Origin of the sequence: Mesobacillus maritimus (genome assembly GCF_044803185.1) — a bacterium.
Taxonomy (GTDB): Bacteria; Bacillota; Bacilli; order Bacillales; family Cytobacillaceae; genus Mesobacillus_B; species Mesobacillus_B maritimus_B.
On sequence record NZ_CP085225.1, the window covers coordinates 5,091,680 to 5,118,032 of the forward strand.

Here is a 26,353-nt window from a genome sequence, read left to right on the forward strand (position 1 = left end):
CTGTTTTTCATTGATAAAACTAGAAGAAGATTGCCAAGGGAGAAATCATATGCTATCTCCCTTGGCAATCTATGAAACTGTAAAAATTTGTTCAATAAATCTAGTTAATTATTCTTAGATTTAGCTTGTTCACTAACTGATTTTCCAGGAATAAGATGAACTGTTTCGCTTGGCCCAAAGCCACTCCATCTGTACCCAGTCACTTTAACCAAACCATTCGGAACCACATCAGCGAGTCGTTCTCGTTTTGAATATTTGGTTCCCTCTCCTACTGCCTCTACCTTAAAGCTGTATTTCTTCCCAGGTTTAAGATCGGTTACGGTATAATTTGTCTCTGCTGTTGTCATCTCCGCATTAATTGGCGTGAAGGCAGTATCGCCTGCGTTAATTGGCTGTCCATTTACATAGACACGATAACCAATTACCTCTTGGTTTGTTGCACTTGCTTCGTTCCAAGAAAGCGCTACGCTTCTTCCATCCTGGCCGATGACCGTTGTGAGTCCTCCATCAAACATTGGGGCACCGATTGCATATGCAGGAGCCGTTTCGACTTCAAGGGAACTGCCGTATGCAGTTGTGTTTCCAGCAAGGTCAACTGCTTCTACTTCTACATCATAGGTGGTGCCTGGTTGGAGATTTGATAAGGTATATTTGTTTGACGAGGCAAATCCTTGTAATTCGCCATTTGCATACACATTGTAACCAGCAATTCTGGTATCATCATTTGCTGCATCCCATGTAACGGAAGCCCATGTAAAGCCAGGATACACCACTTCAACTGCTTTGCCGCTAAACGTATTGCTAGCCGGTATTTTCGTTGTCGGCTGTTTGATGCTTGTATTAGCAGGAAGCACAGGTGCTGTTTCATCGGCAGTACCTTCTGTTGTTACGGTTACTTCAGGACCATCTGATGTACGATTTCCGGTTGCATCAGCTGCTTCTACTTTAAAAGAGTACTCCTTCGCTGGAGTTAGTCCGGTTACAGTGAAGCTTGTTTTGTTTGTACTTGTATAGTTGTTGCCTAATTTTTCACCATTTTGATAGAGGGTGTACCCTGCAACACCGACATTATCTGTAGCTGCGTCCCAAGTTAGTGTTACACTCTTGCCATCAGCTGAAGATGTCGCTTGAACAGCTGCTGTTTCTAACCAATCTGGCTGTTGAACCGCATCCTCAGGTGCTATTGTGTTCTCAAATACAAGTTCAGATGAGTTTTTAATTCTCCAAGGATTTCCGCCATTATCTTTAATGTTTGTAAACTCAACATTGATAAACTTAAAGCCCTTTGCATAATTCATATTGGCAGAAAACACATTATCAAATTTTACATCTTTAAAGATAATGTTTTCATGATAAACTTCGCCAACATCGTTATTCCCGTTTACAAGGATAGATTGTTTATTGCTTCCACCTTGATTGCGTACGGTTGTATTCACAATCTCCATGTCTTTAAACTGCGAGATTTCTTGAGCCGGCTCATATACGATCGCTGCATTTGCATCAGTATAAGCGGATGTAAACACAAACGGACCATCGCCGTCGATGCCTTCTAACGCATTATCTCGAAATAAGATATTTCTAGCACCACCGCCCATTGGAGTGTTGGTTTTACTGCGTAACCCAACATCTGTTTTATACATGATATTATCTTCAACTAAAAAATCTTGAATCCAGCCGCCGGTATGACTTCCGGTTACGACGCCACCGTGGCCTTCACGAATATAGTTATTGAAAATCCATGCATTCCCAGTTGGTTCTTTTCCATCAGCCGCTTGTCCCATACCGGCTGCAAAGTTAATGGCGTCATCTCCGGTATCGATATAGTTGTTAAAAACCATGATGTTTTGCGAATCACCGAACTCATAACCATCCGCATTATTGCCATCGTAGGTTTTAGAGATGGTTCCATTTACAACAATATTCTTGCTGTGAAGGTTTACAATTCCGTGGAAGGCAGGATTCAATTGGGTAATGCCTTCATAATACATCCCGTCAACACCACGCACTGTAATCAAGCTGGAGCGAGTAGAGTAAGCGGATTTCACATCCATGCCCATTTCTTGAGCCGCGTACGACTGAGTTGCTCCTAAAATGCCAAGCGTGTCTGGGGAATCCAAATCTAACGGACTCATCTTTCCATTTTCGACTTTTACATTGCCTGTTACTTTTGAGTTATTTCCTGCAACTAAGCGCGGCAGCTCATTGCCCATTTCATCGATTGTCGGATGGCTTTTGTCATACTTCCAGCCATTGCCGTCGATGATGCCGTTTCCTACGATTCGAATGTTTTTAAGGCTGCCATAATCGTATGTATGAGCATTGATTAACGAGTAAGAACGCTCATCCGTCGAATAATCGTACAGCCAAAAGCCCATGCTGTAGTCTTCAGGATCGGCAGAACCAAGCAAATAACCGTCTACTTGTAACGTCATGTCGGATTTAAGCCATAGCTCCCCAGAGATAAATTCCCCCTCTGGAATGACGACTTTCGCCCCTGTAGTGGCTGCATCAATGGCTGCTTGAATCGCCTCTGTATCTTTTGAGTCATCATCTGGGGTCGCCCCAAAATCGACAACATTGAACACTTCAGGCACAGGAGTCGTTTTTCCAGTAATTTTATTAGAAGGATTAGATTCTACACCATCTGCATTGACAGATGTTACATAAAATTCATAAGACTTGTTTGGCTTTAGATTTTCAACGGTGAAATTATGAATGAGAATATCGGTATGAAAATCATCTTTATCGATATTTTCATAGAAGTTATCGATATAGGCCTTAGCAGGACCACCATTATCTTTTAAAGCGCTCCCAATTTTCTTGTTATTCATATAGACATTAAAATCAACGATTTCACTGTAATTCTCAGGCTTTTCCCACACAAGGGTAATGCTGTCCTCGTCAAAAGCAAGGCTTGGAATTTGTAAATTAACCGGAGATGCCGGTGCAGAAGCTTGGGTATTTGTTTGAGCTGCTACCCCAAAACTACTAAAAACTAGTAACAATACCATAAAGATTGAAATACGAACTTTAAGTCTCTTCAACTCTTTTACCACCTTTCACACGTCATTTTGAAGCTAATTGGCTCATAGATAATGAAACAAACCTCCTTCCCCCAAAAATATATAGAAACCTTTTCCTATGCCCACAAAATTGCAGCATAAGAAAAGGTTTATATCGTCGTTTCGTGTGGAAGCTTCCTCTAGGTGATAAGTGTAGTTGGTGCCTAGACCTTATTTGGCAAGGTCATAAACCGCCATACTAGCCAAAATAAATGCGCCCATTCCATGTAAATCATTTTCTGATGTTGGGCGTCCGACATAATAATCGTACGTACCAGCGGAGGTACCAATACAAATACCGCTAAGTGTTAGTGTTGACTCATCTTCTTCAACCATTTTTTCTACCAATCCCTTGAACCCTTTATCTACAATTGTGCGGTAGGATTCATCTACATAGCCATGTTTGACGGCTTTTGCAATAAAATACAAGAATAACGACGAGCAAGAAGACTCTAACCAGTTGTCTGGACGATCGCCTTTATCGACGATTTGGTACCAAAGGCCAGATTTTTCGTCCTGATGGGCAACAATCGCTGGAATAAAGCTTTGAAGCGATTCAATTAATTCCTCTTGTCCGCGTTTCTTGTCACCTAAAAGCTCTAGCAAATCAATCAGAGCCGTACCATACCAACCGACAGAACGTCCCCAGAATTCCGGTGAACAGCCCGTTTCAGGATCTGACCATGGTTGAACTTTCTTCTCATCCCACGCATGGTACAGTAAGCCTGATTTGCTGTCTGTCATATTTTTCCTCATTAGCTTTTCTTGACGAAGAACCGTTTGGATGAGCTCCTCTTCCTGGAAATGTTCGCTATACATCAACATGAACGGTCCAGCCATGAATAGTCCATCTAACCACATTTGGTATGGATATTTATCCTTGTGCCAGAAACCACCTTCTGAGGTGCGATTGATTGTATCTAAAAGACTTCGAAGCTTCTTCGCTGCGACCATATACTTTGGATGCTTTGTTTTTTCATATAAAGGGAATAATAGAATACCAGCCTGAACGGAGTCCAGCTCATCTCTCGCAAAATAAAGGTTTCCTTCTTCATCAATCAAGCTATCAATATATGCCTTCATATATTCGAAGTACTCTTCCTTGCCGGTTGCTTCCCAAACACGCAGCATTCCATATAAGAAGACTCCCTGATGATAGTGGAAGGAGTTTGCTGGTGGCAATTCCTCTGGTGTATAGGTGTTCATAATAGCCTGACATGCTTTTTCTGCTAAAACCAATGCTGTTTGATTGATTGTTACTTGTTCGCTACTCATGTTTGTCTTCCCCTTTCATTCCTAGCTATAAGTCAAACGGGGTGTCAAGAAACTCAACACCCCGTTCCTATTTAATTACTTCTTAAATGCCTTATCGTATTGAGCTTGTGAATCCTCAATTGCTTTTGCCCACTCATCTAAAAATTCCTGTGCAGTCATCTTTCCACTCATAACAGACTGAGTACCAGGGTCTACAATACCGTCAAGGATGGAGCGGTAATCAGGTAAGTAGAACGGTGGTTGGTAAAGAACTGTTTCTGGATTGTTGTAAACTTCAAACGCTGTTTTGATATGTTGGCTGTTTTGTACCCATTCATCATCTAAAACATCAGAGTTTGTAGGAATTTGTCCAACGATTTCGTTCCAATAACTTTGTGCTTCAGCTGAATTGATGAACTCAGCGAATTTCCAAGCGGCATCTGGGTTTTCAGAAGTCTTGAATACCGCCATATTGATTGCGTTTCCACCTTCAGCTACATATTTGCCATCTTCAGTTGTTGGTAGTGGAATCGCTTTGTATTGACCATCTTCTAATGATTTGCTGTGTTCACCGTATGAACCGATGTTATGGTGTACCATTGCTACAACACCTGTATCAAAACCTGCTACCATTTCTTTGTAGCCATTTGTGATATCACTCTTTGGCGTGAACTTTTCGTAGTTTGCTAGATATCTTTCCACGAATTCAACATGCTTAGGATCATTGATGGTTGGTTTACCATTTGCATCAAAGTAGCTATCAATTCCACTGTAGGCAAACATTGAACGTTGTAATTGGAAAGATCCGCCTGCGCCGCCACGAATCGTGTATCCGTAACGATTTTTATCTTTATCCGTCATTTTTTCAATGGCTGCAAAGAACTCATCCCAAGTTTCAGGATCTTTCACACCAGCTTCTTCAAACCAGTCTGCACGGATCCAAAGAATATCTAAGTTTTGTGTGTATGGAATACCATAAAGCTTGCCATCTTGAGTGATGTTCTTGTTAAATTCAACAGCACCTGCGTTAATTAAATCTTTTAGTTCGGACTCTTCAAAATATGAATCTAGTGGAAGTAGTGCTTCACGAATCGCAAATTCAGGTAACCAGCTTGTCTGGACGGATCCTACATCCGGCATATCATCTGCGGCAATTGCTGCATCGTATTTTGATTTTGCTGATTTATTTGGAATTCCGACATACTCTACATCGATATTCTTATTTTCAGCTTCAAATCTATTGATCAACTCTTCCCAAATTGGGGTACGCTCAGGACCAGCATTCTCATCCCAAAAAGTAATTTTGACCGGTTCATCTGATTTAGCTGGCGTTTTTTCGGTTGATGCTTCTTCTCCTCCACCACAACCTGCGAGTAATAAACCTGTTGTCATCGCTAGTGTTAGAAAGGATTTTGTCGCCTTCTTGTACATGTTTCAAACCCCCTATATATTTGTTTTTTTTTTTATATTAACCTTTCACAGCTCCACCCATGCCATTGACAAGGTGCTTTTGTGCGTAGGCAAATAACAGTACCGCTGGAATTAAAGCGATTACACTACCTGCTGCCAATGCTCCATAGTTGACGTTAAACTCGCCCAACATCGAACTTAAGCCGACCGGTAGGGTGAACATCGATTGTTGATTTGTCAGCATAAGTGCAATTAAGAACTCGTTCCATGTGTAGATAAAGGTAAATACGGCTGTTGCCACAATTCCTGGAAGCAATAATGGCAGTACTACGTAACGAATCGATTGAAGCTTACTACATCCATCGATTTGGGCCGCTTCTTCTAATTCTTTAGGTACATTCGAGATAAAGCCCGTCATCAAGATGGTGGTAAACGGAATCTCGATCGCTGTATAGGTAATAATTAGTGATAGCGGATTACTGATAAGGCCAAGGTTTTTAAAGATGATAAACAAAGGAATAATCATCATTGCTCTTGGAATAAACTGTGTACACAAAAGCATTAATAGAAAGCTCTTTTTCCCTTTAAAATTATATCTACTTAGCGCATATCCAGATAAAGTGGATAATACGATAACAACGATTACCGTGCTTATTCCAACAATCAAGCTATTCTTGAAGTATGTTGCAAAACCAATGTTCGTCCATGCTGTAACAAAGTTTTCAACCGTTGGTGCTAACGGGAGATATTCTAATGGACGCTTCATTATATCCCCTTCGGCTTTAAACGCTGTGTTAATGGTCCAGTAGATTGGAAATACCGTGAAACTCAACATCATGGTTAATGGAAGGTATAAAAAGAGAAATTTATCCATTAACTTTTTATTTGTTAACATAACTGAACTCACTCCCTTTCATAACGAGACAATTTAAGATAGACAACTGCGAAGATGAATAAAATTCCGAAAGATATAACGGTTAAGGCTGATCCATATCCGAAGTTACTTCCATGGACTGCAAGATCCGCAATATACATGGTAAGTGTTGTTGTGGAGTGTGCAGGTCCACCGCCTGTTAAGTTAAAGATTAGGTCAACGTTATTAAACTCCCAAACGACCCTTAGTAGCGTAGTTAAGATAATCGTATTTTTTAATTGTGGAAGAGTAACAAACGCAAATGATTTCCATCTGCCTGCTCCATCCACCTTTGCTGCTTCGTATAATTCGCTCGGGATACTTTGTAGCGCCGCTAACAGCGTAATCGCAAAGAATGGAATTCCTCTCCATAACTCTGCAATGACTACGGATGCAAAAGCAGTGGATGTACTTGCTAGGAATGCTTGTGGTTCACTAATGAGTCCAACCTTCATGAGCAAATCATTCAACACGCCCATATGCTCGTTGAACATCAACGACCACATAACAGAGGCGAGTACTCCTGAAATGGCCCAAGGGATAAAGGCAATCGCCCTCACAAATCCTCTTAGTTTAAACGTTTGGTTTAATAGTAAGGCTAGGATCATACCGAATGATAACTGTAGACCAACCTCGGTAACTACCCATTTCACACTGTTCCAAAGACTTGGTAAGAAATGTTTATCGTTTGTAAAAATATTTACAAAATTCTCAAGGCCAGCAAATCCATTGTAGTATGGGGCAGATACGTCATAATGCTGGACACTATAATAGAAAACTGTTGCAATTGGATAAAATAGAAAACCCATTATGACAAGGAAGGATGGCAATAAGAACAGATAAGGGACCATGGCCTCTTTCTTTATTTTCCTCTTCTTCACCATCTTTTTCTTTTTATAGGCGTTTTCAACTACTTCCTGTGGGACACTCATTCTTTCTCCTCCTTTCATGTTTTTATTATAAGTGAAACCGTTTTCAGTAATAATTAAAGATTTTTAGATGTTTGATTAAAATTTTAAGATATTTTAGTCTTTTTTTTGACAGTAGTAACTTTAGAGATTTTTCTGCCTTTCTTCTTATTTAATTGTTTTGGTAATCTGGGGTGTTGATTTCCGCTCCAATCATGGACACTTTTCTGGATTTCTTGCTGGTTTTTGTCCTTGAGCGGCGCTCTCATGGACACTTTTCTGGATTTTTGCTGGTTTTTGTCCTTGAGTGGGGCTCTCATGGACACTTTTCTGGATTTCTTACCGGATTTTGTCCTTGAGCGGCCTTCTCATGGACACTTTTCTGGCTTTCTTGCTGGTTTTTGTCCTTGAGCGGCCTTCAACGGTGTGAAAATTAATAATGTGCTTTACCAAAGCCAAAAAAACTTCAAGACTTTTCAAAAGCCTTGAAGGTGAGGTGAGTCTATGAACTATACATGTGTTTTCTGTTGTTTTAATAGAGTTTCAATATGAATGGACTTCTTTTCTTTTACAGATCGCCAGACGGCTTCGCCAACTGCGATTGAGTAGGCTCCCGCTTCTGCACCTGCTTGAATCTCGTATGGACGCAATGGATCTGGGCCGAGGAAGATGTCTTCTAATAAAATTGGGTCTCCTCCTCCGTGGCCTCCAGGATTTTTGACTAGTTCTATGGTTTCTTTTCCGCCGAATAAAGGATAATAATCGATTGTTTGTTCTGGATACGCAAACGGAATTCTTGATGGTTCATGATATTCAGTTGTTTCAATTCTTCCTTTTGTTCCGTTGATGGCCAAACGATATCCTTCATAAGGGGCCGAAAAATTAATCGAATAGCTCAACAAACTTCCACCGTCGTATCTGACGGTTGCCACATAGGTATCTTCAATGTCAATTTCTTCGTCAAAAATACAAGCATCTGGTCGATAATCAGTATACGGTATTTTTTCAAAGACTCCTGCCATCAGATGATCGTCACGAACAGTAGATGCGCCGCTTCGTGGATTCCAGCGTGTATAATAGGTGCAATCACTTTTAACTTCACATGTTCCACAATGACGATTGTTTTCTTTACGAGGATTCATTTCTCCGTCCGGTCCATAATAATTTAATTGACCAAAGGCAAACACCTCTTCAGGTTTTTGATCTAGCCACCAATTGACTAGGTCAAAATGGTGAGTAGATTTATGAACAGACAAACCGCCTGACAATTCACGATCACGATTCCATCTTCTAAAATAACTAGCTCCGTGGAAGGTATCAATATACCAATTTAAATCCACCGACGTGACTCGGCCAATTTTCCCTTCAAGAATCATTTCTTTTATTTTTCGATGAAAAGGACTGTAGCGATAGTTAAAGGTGACAATAACCTTTCCTTCACTCTTGGCCTCCGCTTGCATAACCTTATAGGCATCAGCAGCATTCGTTACCATTGGCTTTTCAGTAATCACATTGATGCCCTTATGTAATGACCGTAAAATATAATCAATATGAGTATCGTCTCGACCCGCGATAATGACATAATCCGGTTTTGTATCGTCAATCATCGCTTCGAATTGTTCTGGAGAAAAGGTTGGAACTAGTTCTAGTTGAGGAAATTGGTTTTTGCATACTGTGAAACGAAGTGGATCAGAGTCTAGTAACCCAACAATCTCATTTTCTTTTGAGAATTCATTTAATAGTGGACCAATAAACATTTGTAATGCCCGGTTACTAACTCCACAGATGACATATTTTTTCATCGTAATGCCTCCTTTTTATGTTAGGCTCTTTTCTCAAAGTTTGTTACTTTTGGATACAAAATAGGATCGATGAAGCTTTGTTTCACTGTAAAATAACTTTTTAATTATGAGAAAGGAGCTTGCAAACTAACTGTAACGTACAAAATAGCTTATCTTTCGTTAAAATCGGCTTTAGGTAGTAAAAATCGGTTTTATGATTTTTACAATTTTAACAACAATCCTTACGAAAATAGCATCATGTTAACGTTAACATGATGTTGTATGAATAAACTTGCCCTGCGTTCTCACGATGTTAACGCTGTCAATAAACCCTACTTCTACTACCATTCAATCTCTTCAGATTTAATGATTCCTTGTTCGTTATTTCTTACGGATGGTTTCCGTTTTGATCATGGATAAACCGCCTAACGTGAAGACGACGGTTTATCGATCCTTTGTATATCGTTTATGTGCTTCTTCTACTGCATTTGCCCATTCAGCTAATAAGTCTTCTACCGTCATTTCTCCACTTAAAACCTTCTGAATAGAAGAATCAACCATAGAGTTAAGAATCGAACGATATTCCGGCAAGTAAAACGCGGGCTCAATAAAAATCGTTTCAGGGTCATCATAAACCTTAGCCGCCATCTGAGCATGAGGCGCTTCCAATAGCCACTTTTCACTAAGCACGCTAGTATTAGTAGGGAGTTGACCAACCGTTTTATTCCAATAACTTTGCGCTTCCGCTGAATTTAAAAAGCGAACAAGCTTCCAGGCTTCATTTGGGTGGTCGGTTTCTTGAAAAATGCTAAGCCCAATCGTATTACCTCCCTCAGCTACATGCACACCCTCTATAGATTTCGGCAGTGGAATGGCCTGATATTGATGGGGTTTTAAAAAGTCTCGATGTTCACCATAGGAGCCGAGATTATGCTGGATCATTGCAATTTTCCCCGTATCAAATCCAGCTAACATCGTTCGATAATTATTGGCGACATCGCCCTTAGGAGTATAGTTTTGATACAAAGCAAAATACCTTTTTAAAAACTCAATATGCTTCGGGTCATTGATGGTACTTTTCCCATCCTTAATATAATCTTGTATGCCAGAATAGGCATACATCATCCGTTGTAATTGGAAAGAGCCACCCACTCCACCTCGAATTGAATACCCATAACGATCTTTCGATTCGTCCGTTAGTGTTTCAACAGCATGAAAAAAATCGTCCCAAGTTTCCGGAGCCTTTACCTCTTCTTCCTCAAACCAATCTTTTCGAATCCAAAGAACATCAAGATTTTGTGTATAAGGAATCCCATATAATTTTTGATCCTTTACGATCGTACGATTAAAATCAATCTCTTTTTCGAGGATCATATTCTTTTCTGACCAGAGATCAAAATAATAATCTAAAGGAAGCAACGCCTCACGCTCTGCAAATTCCGGAAGCCAGCTAGTGTAAATACTAGCAACATCAGGTGTATTATTGGCAGCAATCGCTGCGTCTAGCTTCGACTTTGCCGAATCTTTGTTCAATCCGACATACACAACATCAATCTGGGGATTTTGTTTCTCAAACCGTTCGATAAGCTCTTCCCATATAGGAGTTCGCTGGGGTCCTGCATTGTCATCCCAGAACGTAATTTGGACCTCTTCTTCATTTTCCATCGCATTTCCATTGAAAATGGAGTCGCCCCTACCACATCCTGTAAGCAGCAATCCCATTGCCATTGTCAAAGCTAGTATAGAGGTTGTTAGTTTCTTCGAAAACATGCGATTTCCTCCATAATGATTTTAACTAATGCTGAATCTTTTTATTGGCTCTCTTTCTCAAACTTTGTTGCTCTAGGATACAATTTGGTGAAATTTAGCTTTGTTTCACTACAAAGTAGCCTTTTAATAATGAGAAAAGAGCGCGCAAACTTCTTATCACGTACCAAATATCTTACCTTGCGTTAAAATCGGCTTTAGGTAGTAAAAATCGGCTTTAAGATTTTTACAATTTTAACAACAATCTTTACGAAAACACCTTTTTATATTAATGGGTCTGTTAAACATGGCTATTGATTTCCGCTCCAATCAACATGTGAAAAGTCAACAATATCCATGAACACATCCATTTCAATAGTAAAACTAATTCTGTATCCTCGATTTATTTAGAGTACGTCGTCTTTCCATAGTATCTGTTCATATTGTAAATGATAGCGTTTTATTAATTAATAAAAATTCTTTAGATTTTTGGGTAAATCCTTAACCACTTGGGACAAGGGACCTGTCCCTTAGTCCCGCTGTTTGATCCATTGTAGGATGGTGCCGAAAACGGTTTCTAGTTGTTTTCCGGCGGGGGTTAGTTCGTATTCTACTTTCTTTTGCGAAGGCACAAGGACTTTTTTTATGATTAACCCTTCTTTTTCTAATTCTCGTAGGCGCTCGGTTAATAAACGGTCAGAGATACCTGGAATGCTCTCGGCTAGTTCAGAAAACCGTTTGGGCCCTTTTAATAGATGATGAATGATGACACCCATCCATCGCTTACCAATAAATTCGATTGTGCTATGGAAATCATGACAGATTTTCTCGATATCTTGCTGGTTGTGGTTGCAGTTTTTTCTGTTCGATTCGTTCATCTCATTACTTCACCGCTTCTTCGTAAATACTGATATATTCAAGATTATATCACAGTTTTTTTTCTTGACTCTTTAACTTACTAATAGTAAGCTTAACTCCATACTTACTATTAGTAAGTTAAATAGATTTAGGAGGAAAACAGCATGTCAACGACAACAATCCCAACCTTAAATGATATCATCAGAGATCGTCACTCTGTTCGAAAATATGATCCTACTTTTAAAATTGCTCGAGAGGAAATAGAAGAAATCCTCACTGAGGCTACTCTAGCTCCTTCATCTAGCAATCTACAACCTTGGCGTTTTATCGTTATTGATGATCAAGAGACAAAGAAAGAACTCCGTCAGATTGCCTACAATCAAGAACCAGTTGAAACGTCTTCGAGCGTGATTGCTGTTCTCGGGGATAAAGAAATGCATAAAAACATCGAAAAGGTGTACCGAAGCAGTTTTGAAGCGGGCTTTATGGATGAAGCCAATATGAATCGGTTAATTGAGAGTGCAAACAACGCTTACCCGAATGCACCGGAAGAAATCCGGACGAACATCGCTTCCTTCGATGCTGGCTTAGTTTCCATGCAGCTGATGTTACTTGCAAAAGCGAAAGGCTATGACACAGTTACAATGGGCGGCTTCGATAAACAGAAATTCATCGAAAAATTCCAAGTATCCGACCGCTATATGCCAATCGTATTAATTGCACTAGGAAAAGCAGCAGCTCCCGCATTCAAAACAACGCGTATCCCCGTAAAGGATCTTGTTGAATTCGTATAGGGGACTAGGGAACGGGACAAGGGGACAAGGTCCCTTGTCCCAAAATTACTTGCTAAAACACCGAGAGACACGGGGAAATGGTGAGGCTGGCCCCTTGTGTCCTTCGGGACACGGTGCCTGTCCCTCTGTCCCACCCCTAAGAATTACCTCCTCCGATTTCTTCTAATTAAGTGTATAATAGAGTTTCTAAACTTTTATTCTTCTAAAGAAAAAATTTCATGTAACGTATAACTTTCCGCCAACCTAACAAAACGAGGGAGAAATGGGATGAAAGAATTTATTTTGCTCCTTGCTGAGATTATCAACACGCTGCACGATTTTATCTTTGCAGTCACTAGACAGGCTGGGTGGAATCTAACCGATAAGGATTTGCATCTTTGGGTGTTTGGAATTGTGGGGATCTTAGCCTTTTTAGCCGTGAATGTTGTGTTTAAATATTTGGCTCAATACAGCATCACAGCCATTTCATTTATTTATACTTTTACGGTACTGCTCGTGATTGTCTTCGCGATTGAGATACAACAAAAAATCACCGGCCGTGGAAACATGGAATTTCATGATGCTGTTATTAGTTTATGGGGCTTTATTTTGTTCTTTGCGGGCTACTTAGTGATTAAAGGAATCCTTTATTTTATTAAAAAGCTCTTCCGTAAAAATAGTAAAAGAGAGTAAATGGACTTGTATATCCATTTACTCTCTTTTTTAATGAGTATGTCTTCTTTAATCTATCTTATTTTTATCAACGGTTGCCAGGATATTGGTACTCGTTCCCCTAGAATCTTCCTATGATTATCTATATCCCTCATAGCATATAGACGCCAGATAACCCGCAATTAAAATCGTAATTGATGAGAATACGACGCTCTGAAGGCCCAGTGTCTGAAAACCTAGCAAAACGATGAACACATCCATTATGGCAATTAACAATCCTATATTTAAAGGGGTTGCTTTCGCTATGAAATAAGCGATTAAGTCGGTGCCCCCTGTGCTTGTCTTATATCGTAGCATTAAGCCAACCCCGATCCCGCAAAGGGCTCCTCCTAAAATAGCACTCAGCCAAATCGGCAGGGAAAACTGATATGGTGCTAGTAAATCAATAAATATCGCCGTCACAATCATCCCATAAATACTACCGTGAAACTGAGCGCGATCCTTTACCCAAGCATAAAGAATCAATGGAATACTCAATAAAGCCGACCATAGCCCCGCCTGAAAATCAAAATAATAATGTAGAAGCAATGCCAGTCCAATAATTCCCCCCTCAAGCAATTGATGAGGAACCAAAAACCCATTAATCCCAATTCCCAGCAGAATACTCCCAATAATTAAAGCCGCAACCCTAGCAAACATTCCACCACCCCATTTCCCCAACCATAATCGGCCTCTCTAATCCTTATGATGGTTGTCCTAGGAATATACGTGGGACATGGGGGTTGCGTGGGACGCAGGGACAGGTTCCTTGTCCCAGAGAGTTACTTAGCTGAGTCATATATTAATCTGGGACAAGGTGCCTGTCCCTCTGTCCCAACTCTGGGACAAGGCGCTGTTCCTATCCAAAAAATTTCCTCTTTACAAAACAGCTTGTCCTAGACTAGACTATAAATCGTAATGATTACGATTATATTCAACTACTAATCATTTACATATAAAAAACTAATAAAGATTGGAGTGCTTATAGATGAATTTTAAAAAATGGATGACCACCTCTCTTTTGTCCTCAAGCTTGCTGCTTTCGGCTTGTGGGACGACAGATAACACTACTACAGAGGAAGAGCACAAAGACACTGAAACGTTGAAGGTTGTTACAACGATTTATCCTCTTGAGGATTTTACGAAGAAAATTGGCGGTGACTTTGTTGAAGTAAGTAGTATTTACCCTCCAAACGCAGATGCTCATTCGTTTGAACCTTCTACAAAAGACATGGTTGCTCTTGCAGAATCTGATTTATTTATTTACTCCGGAGTTGGGGTCGAGGGTTTTGCTGAAAGAGCTGCAGAGGCGTTAAAAAACGAGGACTTGATCCTTTTAGCCGCAGGAAATGGACTCACCCTTTTAGAATTGGATGAAGACGAACATCAGCATGAGGATGAGACCCACCAGGAACACGAGGGTGATCATGCCCATGATGAAGAAAATCACCAAGAACATGAGGATGATCATGCCCATGATGAAGAGACTCACCAGGAACACCAGGATGACCAAGCTCATGATGAAGAAAGCCATGCCCACGATGAACATGCCGATGACGAAGGTTCCGATCAGCATGAACATCAGGAGGATTCCTCAAATCCAGATGAGGAGCACCAGCATGAACATGAAGAAGAAGAGGTAGATTCGGAAAATACCAATCAGGAGCATGAGGAACACAATCATAATCACGGCGATGTGGACCCCCATGTTTGGTTGGACCCTATTCTTTCAATCCAACTTGCTGAAAACATTAAAGACTCTTTAATTGAGTTAATGCCAGAACATGTAAAACAATTTGAAGAAAATTTCACTTCATTAAAAATAGACTTAGAGAAACTTGACGAAGAGTTTCGAACAACGATTCAACAGGCAAACACGAAACATTTATTAGTAGCACACTCAGCTTATGGATATTGGGAAGCACGATATGGAATCGAACAAATCGCCATTTCTGGCTTATCCCCTACACAGGAACCATCACAAAAAAGCTTGCAAAACATCATCGAAGAGTCAAACGAACACCAAATTTCATACGTGATTTTTGACCAAAACCTTACAGGAAAAGTCGCCGAAACCATTCAAAAAGAGATAGGAGCTGAATCTCTAACTCTTCACAATCTGGAATCGGTCACCGACGAAAACATTGAGAAGAATGAGGATTACTTCAGCATCATGCGGGCCAATCTAAAAACCATTGAGACTGCATTAAACTAAAGCAAGGGCAAGTTCTTCCGCTTTAATACTAGCTACTATGAAAGCAAGGGAATGGTTCCTCCGCTTCCATACAATTATGGAATCAGAGGAACCATCCCTTTATAATGGAGGTATTCATGAATCGCGTTTTTCGTTCAAATATTATTGATTTTACAGGCATTCTTCTTATCGCCTTTTTGTTATTTGTCTTATCGTTTAGTTCAGGATTTGGAGGTGCGTGGGAATTTCCCCCTTCCATTTTAAATTTAAATACAATTTTTATTAGTATTTTAATAGAGGCTTTGCCGTTTGTTTTAATCGGGGTCTTGATTGCGGGGATCATTCAAATCTTTGTTACGGAAGAACATATCCAAAGGTGGATTCCTAAAAATAAAGCAATGGCTGTTATCATGAGTTGTGTCGTGGGAGCCTTCTTCCCTGCTTGCGAATGCGGAATTGTCCCGATCATTCGCCGCCTCGTCTCCAAAGGGGTACCCATATACGCTGCGGTGGGATTTATGCTGACAGGGCCACTCATCAACCCTATCGTGATTGCCTCTACCTATATGGCTTTTGGGAATGATTTAAAAATTGCTGCACTACGAATGGGATTAGGTTTTTTGATTGCGGTTTTTGTGGCCTTCCTAGTTAGTTGGTTTTTCAAAGGCACGCAATTTAATCAAGCAAACGTCCATATTCAGCCTAATAATCCAGGGAAAAGTCAACCTTTCCTAAATAAGTTTTGGTCAATGCTCACACACTCGATTGATGAGTTTTTTGATATGGCCAAGTTTTTAATCCTTGGTGCTTTTCTTGCCGCCGTTGTTCAAACTTATATGCCAGCCAAAGCCTTACTGGAAGCAGGCAGTGGGCCTGTTTCTTCCTTATTCGTGATGATGGGACTAGCCTATGTCCTTTCCTTATGCTCTGAGGCAGATGCATTTATCGGTGCTTCCTTCAGCAGTATCTTTCCTACTTCTGCGATTCTTGGTTTCTTGATTTATGGACCAATGATTGATTTAAAAAACACGTTAATCATGCTGAGTGTGTTTAGGGTAAAGTTCGTGCTTGGCGTACTTGCACTGGTAACCGCAACCGTTTTTGTCACGCTGTTATCCTTGCAGAGTTTCCTATAAGGAGGAAAGAACATGAATTTCCATTTTCAACAGGCTCTTAGAGCATTGATATTGCTAGCTTTTATGGCATTAATTTTAAAATTACACCTATCAGATGAAATTACAAAATTCATTAATCCTAAATATATTCGTTTAAGCCAGGTAGCATCTGTTTTATTTTTAATCTTATTTCTCATCCAGATTACAAGGATATGGACGACTAAACAGGAACACCATCATACTTGCAACCATGAACCGGGCGAAGATAGTTGTCATCATCACCATGACCATGGCGATAGCCCTTTTACCATGCGGAAGTTCATTTCCTACTCAATTGTTGTATTTCCTTTATTAACAGGCTTCTTTCTCCCCGCGAAGGTGTTGGATGCCTCCATTGTTGATAAAAAAGGGGGAATGGCCGTTTTGGCTAATCAAAAACAAAAGGCTAACGGAGACGAAGATCGCACTTCAGTAGGTGATAGCGCTGTTTTACCAGAGGATTCTTCGCAAACTAGTGAAGAAGAGCCAATCGAGGACTATTCCTATATCGAGGAAAATGCAGTACTAGAACTTGAATATGAGAATCTGATGTCTAAGGAAGAGTATGATCAATTGATTCATGATTTAAAACAAAGCAATAAAATCGATATGGAAGATTCTGTGTTTGCAGCTTTTTATGATGAGATAGCGAGTGACCTTGACCATTATAAAGGGAAGGAAATAGAGTTGACCGGTATGGTTTATAAAGAGGACGGACTTGAACAGAATCAGCTTGTCCTTTCACGATTCTTGATTACCCATTGTGTAGCAGACGCAAGCATTATCGGCTTTCTTTCTGAGATACCCGAATCTACAAGCATTGACCAAGATACGTGGATTCAGGCAAAGGGGGTTCTAGATGTGACTACCTTTAATGGAGTCGAACTCCCGATTATCAAAGTAACCAATTGGAAAGAAGTCGAAGAACCAAAAGAACCTTATCTATACCCCATTTCGATAAAAATATTGTAAGACCGGACACGGGGCCCCTCGTCCCAAAGTTTTTCATTGACGGGACACGGGGACAGGTTCCTTGTCCCAAAACTACCCTCTGAAACATCTATTGTTCGGGCGGGACACGGGGACAGGTTCCTTGTCCCAAAGTTCTTCCCTGAAACACCTATTGTTCGGGGGATCGGTAAACTGGGACAAGGTGCCTGTCCCTCTGTCCCTATCCCCGTATTTCCGCTTTATCGTGAGGATCTGAGAGTTATATTAAGTAAATGTCTTCGGCAACCCTTCTCAACATGGTATGTTCGGCTAGAGCGTTAAATAAGCCGTTTTATCGCATATGCTTGCTTCGGCGTTTTTTGTTATAGTTAAAGTATTCCCCTAAAAACGCCTGTAAACAATCCATACATTAATACCTCTGCAGTATTCAATCTAATTATCCAAACCCAAACAGATTGACAATGGGATTTTTATGAGATTTAGAATGTCGTAGTTTAGAGTAAATGAATTAACGCAATTTTTAAGGGTTAAGTTTCATATTACTTCATTAAAAAATTTCTTTTATCATGTGGTTTTGCATTTTATATGTTCACCAATCGAAGTAAACCCTCTGCGAATAGATCAAAGATGGGAGTTAAAATTTAATATGAAAAATGCTTCAACCGTTTTTTATGTATCATTAGCAATCGTGACGGGTCTTGTTTTAATGGGAATCACGATGCCCGAAACGCTAGAACAAATCACGAGTAGCGCACAAGGGGTTATTACGGATTCATTCGGGTGGTATTACCTTGTGGTTGTTTCGTTGTTTGTGTTTGTGTGCTTCTATTTATTATTAAGTCCAGTTGGTCGGATTAAGCTCGGGAAACAGGAGGATAAGCCTGAGTTTTCACGTCCAACTTGGCTTGCGATGCTTTTTAGTGCAGGTGTGGGGATCGGGTTGATTTTTTACGGTACAGCTGAACCTATTAGCCATTACATGGTTAGTTCTCCTACAGGACAAGAGGGCACGGATCAAGGAATAAAGGATGCCATGAGGTTTACTTTCTTCCACTGGGGGATTCATGCTTGGGCCATCTACGGTTCGGTTGCGATGGTTCTGGCTTATTTTACCTTCAGAAAAGGGGAACTGAACTTAATTAGCCGAACTTTACGACCGCTAATTGGGAAACATGCCGATGGAGCTGTCGGGAAGGCGATTGATGTCATTGCGGTCATTTCGACCGTAATTGGGGTTGCTACCACTTTAGGATTCGGTGCGATGCAAATTAACGGTGGACTGTCCTACCTATTTGATGTACCTAGTACGATGACAAGTCAAACCGTTATCATTCTTGTTTTGACCGTGTTATTTATGATTTCGGCCTTAACGGGTCTAAGCAAGGGGATTAAAATCCTAAGTAACTTGAATATGGGGCTTACGGCTGTCCTCTTTTTAGTTGTCTTTATTTTCGGCCCGACTCTGTTTATTCTTAACTTATTTACTGATACGGTAGGGGCTTATTTGCAAAATTTCATTAACATGAGTTTTCGGATTGCTCCCCTGAACGAAGGCGGCCGCGAATGGATTAATGGATGGACAATTTTTTATTGGGCATGGTGGATTGCCTGGGCTCCATTTGTTGGGGTATTTATTGCGAGGATTTCAAAGGGACGAACGATTCGTGAGTTTGTTATCTGTGTTTTACTCGTTCCGTCGGTTATTGGCTTCCTTTGGTTTACAACATTTGGAAGTGCAGCCATCGTCACAGAAACTACAGGGCTGCTTTCGATTTCGTCCTTAGCTGCTGAGGAATCTCTTTTCGGCGTGTTAGAAGGGTTCCCACTTAGCATGGCGTTATCACTATTAGCCATTTTGATTATTGTGACGTTCTTTGTCACGTCAGCGGATTCTGGTACATTCGTTCTCGGAATGATGACAACGAATGGCTCGCAAAACCCAAGCTCAGCCATTAAAGTCACTTGGGGTGTCTATCTCTCAACGACTGCTTTAATTCTCCTATACTCTGGAGGCCTGCAAGCACTTGAGAACACCATGATTATTGCAGCTCTCCCATTTTCAGCCATTATGGTGTTAATGGTCATCAGCTTCCTGAAATCTTTAAAACAAGAAGCAAAAGAGCTTGGAATTGGTCAGTTTCCACTGGCTCAAAAGAAAGCAATGGCTGCCCAAAGCAAAAAGGATGTTAAGGAAGCAGGATAATAACAATAGCAAACTATTTAAAAAAACAACGTCCCAATTTCGGTTGGGGCGTTGTTTTTTTGGGACGAGGGGCCTGTCCTCTGTCTCGCTTTTTCTATTTGAAGATTTCCCACTTCTATTTCCAGAATTCCTCTGTCCATTTGCAGATTGGGTACTTTTATTTGCACTTTCCCAGGTTCTATTTGCACATCACTTTTCTATTTGAAGGTTCCTCACTTCTACTTCACTTTTCCAGGTTCCACGGGACTATATTTCACATAAGAACTCATCCCACTCAAGTGGTTTGATTTCTACATACGCAAAACAGGGACGATCCATTCTAGACCGACCCTGTTTATCTACATATCTGCTGGGACACGGGACCTGTCCCTCCTTTAGACAAACAACAATGCGATCTGCGGGAGGAAGGTTACGAGTAGGAGGATGATGATCATGGTTCCAATGTATGGGAGGGCCGCTTTTGATAACTGCCCCATTGGGACACCGGAAATACTTGATCCAACAAATAAGTTTACGCCTACTGGAGGCGTAAAATAGCCAATGGCTAAGTTAATAATCATCAACACGCCAAAATGTATGGGATCATAGCCTACTTGAGTCACGACTGGCAATAGAATCGGTGTTAATATAATGATCGCGGCGATTGGATCCATGACCATTCCGACAAATAAGAGCAACACCATAATAAGTAAGATAATGACAGTTGGATTACTCGAAATGGTCATTAACCAATTCGCGATTTTATTTGGAATCTGTTCGATGGTTAATAGCCGTCCAAAAGCATTGGCAGCACCGACGATAATCAAAACCGTGGCTGTTGTAAGGGCTGATTGATAGATCACTTTCGGTAGATCTTTGAACGATAGCTCGCGATATAAAACCATTGCTGCAAATAAACCGTACACCACGGCCACTACAGCGGCTTCGGTTGGAGTAAAGATCCCTCCATAAATACCACCTAAAATAATGATTGGAATCAATAAGGCCCACTTTGCATCCCAAATAGCCTGAACAATTTTCTTTAACGAAGTCTTCTCTGCTAAGCCTTTGTAGCCCATTTTCTTCGAATAATACCAAGCCCAAAACATCATTGCGAGTCCGATTAACACACCTGGAATAATCCCCGAAAGGAATAAGTCTCCAACAGATGCACTTGCGGTTACGCCAAACATGACCATTGGAATACTAGGTGGAATAATAATTCCAATCGAACCGGCAGCTGCCACCGTCGCGGTAGCAAATCCTCGATCATAGCCCTCTTGAACCATGAACGGAATCATCACCCCACCAATAGCGGCAACAGTCGCAGGACCAGAACCGGAAATAGCGGCAAAGAACATACAGGTAATGATCGTCGCAATTGCCAATCCGCCTGTTTTGTTCCCGACCATGGCACTCGCGACCCCGAACAATCTTTTGGAAATTCCGCCTTTGCCCATAATTTCTCCTGCAAGTATAAAGAACGGTACAGCCAATAATGGAAAGGAATCAACCGAAGTGACCAATTCTTTTGCTAAAAATTGCAGCGGCATCGTGCCGGAAAAGGCAATCGTAATAAGAGTGGCTAGCGCTAGGGCAATCCCAATTGGTACAGTTAACACTAATAACGCGGCAAAGCTGCCAAATAAGATTGCCGTTGTCATGAGGTGATCCTCCTCTCTTTATTTTCAGAAATAGTTTCTCTATTCGAATGAGTGACCTCACTCTTATCCATGAATGTACGAATTAATTTGATTTGATTCTGAACCAAGCGAATCAAGGTCAGCCCCATTCCAAATGGGGTAGCCATATAGACAAAGCCCATTGGAATCTGATTCGCAGGGGATTTTTGCCCAAATTGCAATAATTGATTGGCCAACTCATACCCAAATATCAACACATAGAGTGCAAATGCCATAAAGAAAAGATTCGCGATGAAATGAAGGAGAGCCTGACCCTTTTTATTTAAGAAAACCAGTAAAGCATCTATTTTTACATGCTTTTGTTCTTTAACACCAAAGCTGATTCCAATATAAATCAGCCAAATAAAACAATAACGGGCTAGTTCTTCCGACCAGGATAGCGAATGGTCCAACTGCCTCATGACGACCTGCAAAAAGATGACAGCTACCATGATGACGGAAAAGAACACTAAAAAGACTTTTTCAATATGTTCATCAAGCCAACAGATTATCTTCATCATAATTCTCCTTTACAAAATGAAGGATGAAAAAAGACTTTGAGAAAACATCCTCTCCCAAAGTCTTTCTTTACTTTTAACATGAAAGTTTGATGCTTACTCTACATTTTGAATTCGTTCAATGTAATCTCCATAACTGTCTGCATGCTTTTCATAAACAGATTCAACCGCTTGACGGAATCCATCGATATCTATTTCTTCAGCCGGGATAATCTCCACTCCATCAGCAACTAAGTTCTGTTTGTATTCTTCCATTAAATCTTGATTGATTTGGCGCTGCTTTGCTGCATACTCTTTACCAAGATCCACGATTACTTTTTGAACATCTTCAGGCATGGAGTCAAAAAGCTCTTGATTGATTACTAGAGTCGCAGATGCATAATAAAGTGGGACTTCTGAGAAGTGCTTCGACTGCTCGTACACCTTTGTTGTATAGTACACACCTGTTGAGAAGTCTGAACCGTCAATCACACCTTGCTGTAAACCGTTGTATACTTCAGGAAAAGCCATTGGCGTTGCATTGGTACCCAGCGCACTATACATGTCTAGCAATAGTTCACTTTCAATCGTTCTCATTTTTAACCCTTTTAAATCTTCCACGGCTTTGACTGGTCGCTGGCTGTTGGCGACATAACGCTCACCGTTTTCCCAAAAGGCAATTCCTTTTAGATTGGATTCAGACATTTTGTCTAGCAATTCTTGTCCGATTTCACCATCTAGTGTTTTATACGTATGGTCTAAATCTCTAAATAAAAACGGAAACTCAATCACAGCCACTTCCGGAACAAAGTTTGTCACCACACCAGTTGTAATCAAACTCATATCCAATGTTCCTAATTGTACACCTTCAAGCAATTCCCGCTCGCCACCTAAGGCACCATTTCCAAAAATCTCAAATTGAACCTTACCGTCTGTCGCTTCCTCCACCGCTTCCGCATACTCCTTAAACCCAATCGCGTATGCTTGATCATCCGGCGAGATATGACCTACTTTAATCTTAATAACATCGCTATCATTTTCACTTTCCCCTTGCTCCGTAGAGGCATTCTTTTCCCCTCCACCACAAGCACTCAGCACCAAAAGGCTTAATACTACAGCCATCATCATCAATAACTTAAGTCGTTTCAAAACAAATTACCCCTTTATATGATTATTTTAATATGTCGTACTTTAACGCTTAAAAGCGTATACGCACTAAAGTTATTGTTATTATAAACGAAAATTATTCAAATAGCATTAATAGTTTACTATTTTCCTAAAATTATTAATTATCAGGATGCACATTCGTGGTGGGACGCGGGGACAGGTCTCTTGTCTCACTCGATTCGCGCTTTTCTCCGATCTATTAGCATATCACCTTTCTAGTTGCAGATACCCTCTCTATTCGCACTCTTCCTCATTTTATTAGCACTTCCTAAACCTGAAACCAAAATAAAGAAACACAAGGGCGGTTATGGACCTCCCTTGTGTTCCTTTCATATTCTTTGGGACACGGAACCTGTCCCACTGTCCCTACCCCTACCGCATTTTCCTCTCATGCAATTCCTTAAGAATTTGCGGGTATTGCTTATCTAGCTTGTACATCCACATTAAGATGGCTTGGAAGACAGCTAAGCCTAATGGGAGGTAGATGTTCAAGGCAATAATCATTGTTGTCGCACTGGCGGTTTGTTCGGCCGCTGCTCCGACATAGCCTCCGAATGCCAGTAGCCAACCGATGAGTGCTCCTCCAAGTCCTGCCCCTACTTTCATTCCGAAGCTTGCCGCACTGTTGACCAAGCCTTGTGTTCTAAACCCAAATTTCCATTCGCCATATTCAGCGGTATCATTGATCATGGCATAAATGAACATGATCGTCGGCACTAAACCGAACCCTTGAATAACTGTTCCTGTTAGAAAGATTGGAAGACTAGTTGGATCGATAAGCTTAATGATTGGCCCGAAAATACCAATAACCGAAACAACCAAAGCAATGTTGCGTTTTCCAAAGTTATCGGTTAATTTTGCAGCGAAAAAGAATCCAATCATCGATGGAACAAACAGCAATAAGCTAGCAATGGAGAAATAGGCCGCATTTCCAAGGATATACGTTGTATAATATAAGCCAGCTCCTGTGACAAGAGCGTTTAACGTATAGGTAACGACACAGTATAAAGTCATAATGAGCCAATACTTATTCATGAACAACGCTTTTAAGCCCACTTTTAGTTCGACGTTGTCCTTTTTAGCTGCAGTGGATTGACCGACTCTCTCCTTCGTAGAGCGGAAAGCGAGATAACTCGTAAGAATGATGGTGGCCCCACTGACCCCGGCAACCACTGCCCACCCTGTTTTGCCGCCAATAGCACTTGCCACCGGTTGTGCTAAAATGGTAATCACAAGAGTCGCTAACATTGTGAAAATTCCTGTGTAAATGTTTAAAACTGACCGCCCCTGCGGTTCTTGCGTCATGTAACCAAGCAAGGTTTTATAAGGAATCGACATGGCTGTATACACTAAAATTAAAAGAATATAGGTGACGTAAGCATAAACAATCTTACCACCCTCCCCGATGTCTGGCACCGAGAATAATAATAAGGTAACAACACCAAGCGGAATCCCCATCCACAAAATCCAAGGTCGAGCCTTCCCGTGTTTGGACTTTGTGCGGTCGACTAGCGTACCCATCCCGATATCTGTTACCCCATCAAATAAACGAGCCACAAGCATCAAGGTTCCAACTACTCCTGCAGAAATCCCTGCTACATCTGTGTAATAAAAAGTCAGAAACGTTCCAACCAATGTCCAGGTAAGGATTACCCCAAAGAATCCTAACCCGTAATTCAACATCTCCTTATGCCCCGGTCTCTCTACCTGGACATGACTACTCTGAGTAACTTGCTGCTTTTCCGCTAACATCCTTCATCCCCCTAAACTAAATTCCCCTTGTTAAAAATTATTCCGGTAACATACCGACCGTTCAGTACAGTAAGTATAACCTATAATTTTAGATAATTCTATGTATTCTTTCAATTTTTGGAGAAAGCAAGGGTTTTACCTATGCTGCTTCCGGACGCGGGGACAGGTCCCTTGTCCCAAGGATACATGCTGAGAAGTTTATTTACGCAGAGAAATGGGCCACGCGAAACATTCATACTCTGGGACAAGGAACCTGTCCCTTTGTCCCATTGAGAAAAGCGATTAGTAGACATAGGTGATATTGATTATTTGAATTTATATTTCGAGTGCTCTGGTAGTTATTGTGCGTACATATGGGGCGACTTTAACAGGTCACTGCTCCTTCCAAAGTGTACCGGAAGAGGCAGTCAAGCATGGCTACGAGCTCGTCACTGTTCAGTAGCCCCGACTTTCATAGAAGCTAACGCTCCAATATGATTCGCATAGCTAGTATATTCCAACACCTGTTTAAAAGTAGGATTCTCATTTTCGTAAAACCTTCCAATCAGAGTGGCCATAAAGGCATCCCCTGCACCTGTCGTATCGACAGCTTGAACCTTTTCACCTGGTACATGAGCACTCTTGCCTTCAACCACTACATAGGCGCCCTCACTCCCTACCGTAATAAAAAGATAGCGTATCCCCAACTTTGCAAAAGCTTCAATCCCTTCTGCCACCGAATCAGTCTTCGTAAGGAATCTCAATTCGTCTTCCGCTAGTTTCACGACATCGGCTTTCCCAACAAACGACATGACCGTTTCCCGACATTGCTCCTCACTCTCCCAGCGCCTTTGACGCAAGTTTGCATCAAATGCGACCATACACTTGGATTTCTGAGCATAACCGAGAGCCACTTTTGTTGTCTCTAAAGCAGTAGGGTGAAACAAGGTTCCTGAACCAAAGTAAAACACTCGAGCCTTTTTAAATAAACTTTTTTCAAGCTGCTCGGCTGTCAATACCTCATCTGGGGTTTGATTGATGTAAGAGTGAAACTCCCTCTCACCTTTTTCCGTTATATGTACATACACTCCGCAAATCTGTTTAGTTGGTGTTCGTACGCAATAGTCTGTAGAAACCCCCACTCTATGCAATTCTTCTTCTACAAACCGACTCTTCTCATCCGTTCCTAATTTGCACAAATAATAGGAAGCGATCCCAAGCCGACTAACCCCCACCGCAACATTCACCGTAGCCCCACCTAAAAACGGTTGGTACTTCGTGTTCGTCCTGTCAGTTGCAATGTAATCGACAAACGCTTCTCCAAGCGAAATAATCCCCTGTTTTTCCAAACTCATGCCCCCCCAAAAGTCTGCCCATTT

General features: G+C 41.0%; 20 protein-coding genes. 6 read left to right on the plus strand and 14 right to left on the minus strand.

Translation table 11 applies throughout. The features are described 5' to 3' along the window. Window positions 1-104 precede the first annotated feature (104 nt). The 8 genes from LG336_RS24585 to LG336_RS24620 all read right to left on the minus strand — a co-directional run bounded on the left by LG336_RS24585 (window position 105) and on the right by LG336_RS24620 (window position 11,952). Complete coding sequence (locus LG336_RS24585; RefSeq protein WP_404330102.1) at window positions 105-3,044, minus strand: fibronectin type III domain-containing protein; 2,940 nt, start codon at window positions 3,042-3,044, stop codon at window positions 105-107. Between the two features lie 189 nt (window positions 3,045-3,233). Further along, complete coding sequence (locus LG336_RS24590) at window positions 3,234-4,337, minus strand: glycoside hydrolase family 105 protein (protein ID WP_404330103.1); 1,104 nt, start codon at window positions 4,335-4,337, stop codon at window positions 3,234-3,236. Window positions 4,338-4,412: 75 nt separating this feature from the next. After that, window positions 4,413-5,747, minus strand: coding sequence for an ABC transporter substrate-binding protein (locus tag LG336_RS24595; protein ID WP_404330104.1), 1,335 nt, complete (start codon window positions 5,745-5,747; stop codon window positions 4,413-4,415). Window positions 5,748-5,784: 37 nt separating this feature from the next. Further along, window positions 5,785-6,621, minus strand: a complete 837-nt coding sequence (locus tag LG336_RS24600; RefSeq protein WP_404330105.1) for a carbohydrate ABC transporter permease — start codon at window positions 6,619-6,621, stop codon at window positions 5,785-5,787. Between the two features lie 8 nt (window positions 6,622-6,629). Beyond that, on the minus strand, window positions 6,630-7,571 hold the full coding sequence (locus LG336_RS24605; RefSeq protein ID WP_404330106.1) for a carbohydrate ABC transporter permease: 942 nt from the start codon (window positions 7,569-7,571) through the stop codon (window positions 6,630-6,632). A gap of 485 nt (window positions 7,572-8,056) precedes the next feature. Next, window positions 8,057-9,349: a Gfo/Idh/MocA family protein gene (locus tag LG336_RS24610; protein WP_404330107.1), complete on the minus strand. Its 1,293-nt coding sequence runs from the start codon at window positions 9,347-9,349 to the stop codon at window positions 8,057-8,059. A gap of 423 nt (window positions 9,350-9,772) precedes the next feature. Then, window positions 9,773-11,098: an ABC transporter substrate-binding protein gene (locus LG336_RS24615; RefSeq protein WP_404330108.1), complete on the minus strand. Its 1,326-nt coding sequence runs from the start codon at window positions 11,096-11,098 to the stop codon at window positions 9,773-9,775. Window positions 11,099-11,604: 506 nt separating this feature from the next. Continuing rightward, window positions 11,605-11,952: a winged helix-turn-helix transcriptional regulator gene (locus tag LG336_RS24620; protein ID WP_404330109.1), complete on the minus strand. Its 348-nt coding sequence runs from the start codon at window positions 11,950-11,952 to the stop codon at window positions 11,605-11,607. Between the two features lie 144 nt (window positions 11,953-12,096). Between LG336_RS24620 and LG336_RS24625 the strand changes: the two genes are divergently transcribed. Continuing rightward, a complete protein-coding gene (locus LG336_RS24625) occupies window positions 12,097-12,726 on the plus strand; it encodes a nitroreductase family protein (RefSeq protein WP_404330110.1) in 630 nt (209 codons plus the stop codon). Window positions 12,727-12,993: 267 nt separating this feature from the next. Next, on the plus strand, window positions 12,994-13,398 hold the full coding sequence (locus tag LG336_RS24630; protein WP_404330111.1) for a hypothetical protein: 405 nt from the start codon (window positions 12,994-12,996) through the stop codon (window positions 13,396-13,398). Between the two features lie 117 nt (window positions 13,399-13,515). Here the strand turns inward: LG336_RS24630 and LG336_RS24635 are convergent, their stop codons facing one another. After that, window positions 13,516-14,076, minus strand: coding sequence for a YitT family protein (locus tag LG336_RS24635; protein ID WP_404330112.1), 561 nt, complete (start codon window positions 14,074-14,076; stop codon window positions 13,516-13,518). 328 nt (window positions 14,077-14,404) lie between these two features. On the opposite strand from LG336_RS24635, the gene LG336_RS24640 reads away from it, so the two are divergent. The 4 genes from LG336_RS24640 (at window position 14,405) to LG336_RS24655 (ending at window position 19,918) form a co-directional block, all read left to right on the plus strand. Continuing rightward, the gene (locus tag LG336_RS24640; protein ID WP_404330113.1) at window positions 14,405-15,631 is read left to right on the plus strand and encodes a metal ABC transporter solute-binding protein, Zn/Mn family; all 1,227 of its coding nucleotides are present in this window, start codon (window positions 14,405-14,407) and stop codon (window positions 15,629-15,631) included. 116 nt (window positions 15,632-15,747) lie between these two features. Further along, a complete protein-coding gene (locus tag LG336_RS24645) occupies window positions 15,748-16,746 on the plus strand; it encodes a permease (RefSeq protein WP_404330114.1) in 999 nt (332 codons plus the stop codon). Between the two features lie 12 nt (window positions 16,747-16,758). Continuing rightward, window positions 16,759-17,736, plus strand: a complete 978-nt coding sequence (locus LG336_RS24650) for a TIGR03943 family putative permease subunit (RefSeq protein WP_404330115.1) — start codon at window positions 16,759-16,761, stop codon at window positions 17,734-17,736. Between the two features lie 625 nt (window positions 17,737-18,361). Next, complete coding sequence (locus LG336_RS24655) at window positions 18,362-19,918, plus strand: BCCT family transporter (RefSeq protein ID WP_404330116.1); 1,557 nt, start codon at window positions 18,362-18,364, stop codon at window positions 19,916-19,918. Window positions 19,919-20,292: 374 nt separating this feature from the next. Here LG336_RS24655 and LG336_RS24660 read toward each other — a convergent pair whose 3' ends face one another. The 5 genes from LG336_RS24660 to LG336_RS24680 all read right to left on the minus strand — a co-directional run bounded on the left by LG336_RS24660 (window position 20,293) and on the right by LG336_RS24680 (window position 26,323). Further along, entirely contained in the window at window positions 20,293-21,561 is a 1,269-nt protein-coding gene (locus tag LG336_RS24660; protein WP_404330117.1) for a TRAP transporter large permease, read from the minus strand. Next, window positions 21,558-22,100, minus strand: a complete 543-nt coding sequence (locus LG336_RS24665; protein ID WP_404330118.1) for a TRAP transporter small permease — start codon at window positions 22,098-22,100, stop codon at window positions 21,558-21,560. The genes LG336_RS24660 and LG336_RS24665 overlap by 4 nt, the downstream gene beginning before the upstream one ends. Before the next feature lie 93 nt (window positions 22,101-22,193). Beyond that, entirely contained in the window at window positions 22,194-23,225 is a 1,032-nt protein-coding gene (gene dctP / locus LG336_RS24670) for a TRAP transporter substrate-binding protein DctP (protein ID WP_404330119.1), read from the minus strand. A 390-nt stretch (window positions 23,226-23,615) separates the two neighbouring features. Beyond that, the gene (locus LG336_RS24675; RefSeq protein ID WP_404330120.1) at window positions 23,616-24,995 is read right to left on the minus strand and encodes an MFS transporter; all 1,380 of its coding nucleotides are present in this window, start codon (window positions 24,993-24,995) and stop codon (window positions 23,616-23,618) included. A gap of 428 nt (window positions 24,996-25,423) precedes the next feature. After that, entirely contained in the window at window positions 25,424-26,323 is a 900-nt protein-coding gene (locus LG336_RS24680) for a carbohydrate kinase family protein (RefSeq protein ID WP_404330121.1), read from the minus strand. Between the last annotated feature and the right edge of the window lie 30 nt (window positions 26,324-26,353).

Coding starts and splice junctions, on each gene's coding strand:
- LG336_RS24615 (WP_404330108.1), bottom strand. CDS start 11,098: ATGTTTTCGAAGAAACTAACAACCTCTATACTAGCTTTGACAATGGCA.
- LG336_RS24590 (WP_404330103.1), bottom strand. CDS start 4,337: ATGAGTAGCGAACAAGTAACAATCAATCAAACAGCATTGGTTTTAGCA.
- LG336_RS24625 (WP_404330110.1), top strand. CDS start 12,097: ATGTCAACGACAACAATCCCAACCTTAAATGATATCATCAGAGATCGT.
- LG336_RS24630 (WP_404330111.1), top strand. CDS start 12,994: ATGAAAGAATTTATTTTGCTCCTTGCTGAGATTATCAACACGCTGCAC.
- LG336_RS24660 (WP_404330117.1), bottom strand. CDS start 21,561: ATGACAACGGCAATCTTATTTGGCAGCTTTGCCGCGTTATTAGTGTTA.
- LG336_RS24640 (WP_404330113.1), top strand. CDS start 14,405: ATGAATTTTAAAAAATGGATGACCACCTCTCTTTTGTCCTCAAGCTTG.
- LG336_RS24600 (WP_404330105.1), bottom strand. CDS start 6,621: ATGTTAACAAATAAAAAGTTAATGGATAAATTTCTCTTTTTATACCTT.
- LG336_RS24595 (WP_404330104.1), bottom strand. CDS start 5,747: ATGTACAAGAAGGCGACAAAATCCTTTCTAACACTAGCGATGACAACA.
- LG336_RS24635 (WP_404330112.1), bottom strand. CDS start 14,076: ATGTTTGCTAGGGTTGCGGCTTTAATTATTGGGAGTATTCTGCTGGGA.
- LG336_RS24655 (WP_404330116.1), top strand. CDS start 18,362: ATGAAAAATGCTTCAACCGTTTTTTATGTATCATTAGCAATCGTGACG.
- LG336_RS24665 (WP_404330118.1), bottom strand. CDS start 22,100: ATGATGAAGATAATCTGTTGGCTTGATGAACATATTGAAAAAGTCTTT.
- LG336_RS24645 (WP_404330114.1), top strand. CDS start 15,748: ATGAATCGCGTTTTTCGTTCAAATATTATTGATTTTACAGGCATTCTT.
- LG336_RS24650 (WP_404330115.1), top strand. CDS start 16,759: ATGAATTTCCATTTTCAACAGGCTCTTAGAGCATTGATATTGCTAGCT.
- LG336_RS24620 (WP_404330109.1), bottom strand. CDS start 11,952: ATGAACGAATCGAACAGAAAAAACTGCAACCACAACCAGCAAGATATC.
- LG336_RS24675 (WP_404330120.1), bottom strand. CDS start 24,995: ATGTTAGCGGAAAAGCAGCAAGTTACTCAGAGTAGTCATGTCCAGGTA.
- LG336_RS24605 (WP_404330106.1), bottom strand. CDS start 7,571: ATGAGTGTCCCACAGGAAGTAGTTGAAAACGCCTATAAAAAGAAAAAG.
- LG336_RS24610 (WP_404330107.1), bottom strand. CDS start 9,349: ATGAAAAAATATGTCATCTGTGGAGTTAGTAACCGGGCATTACAAATG.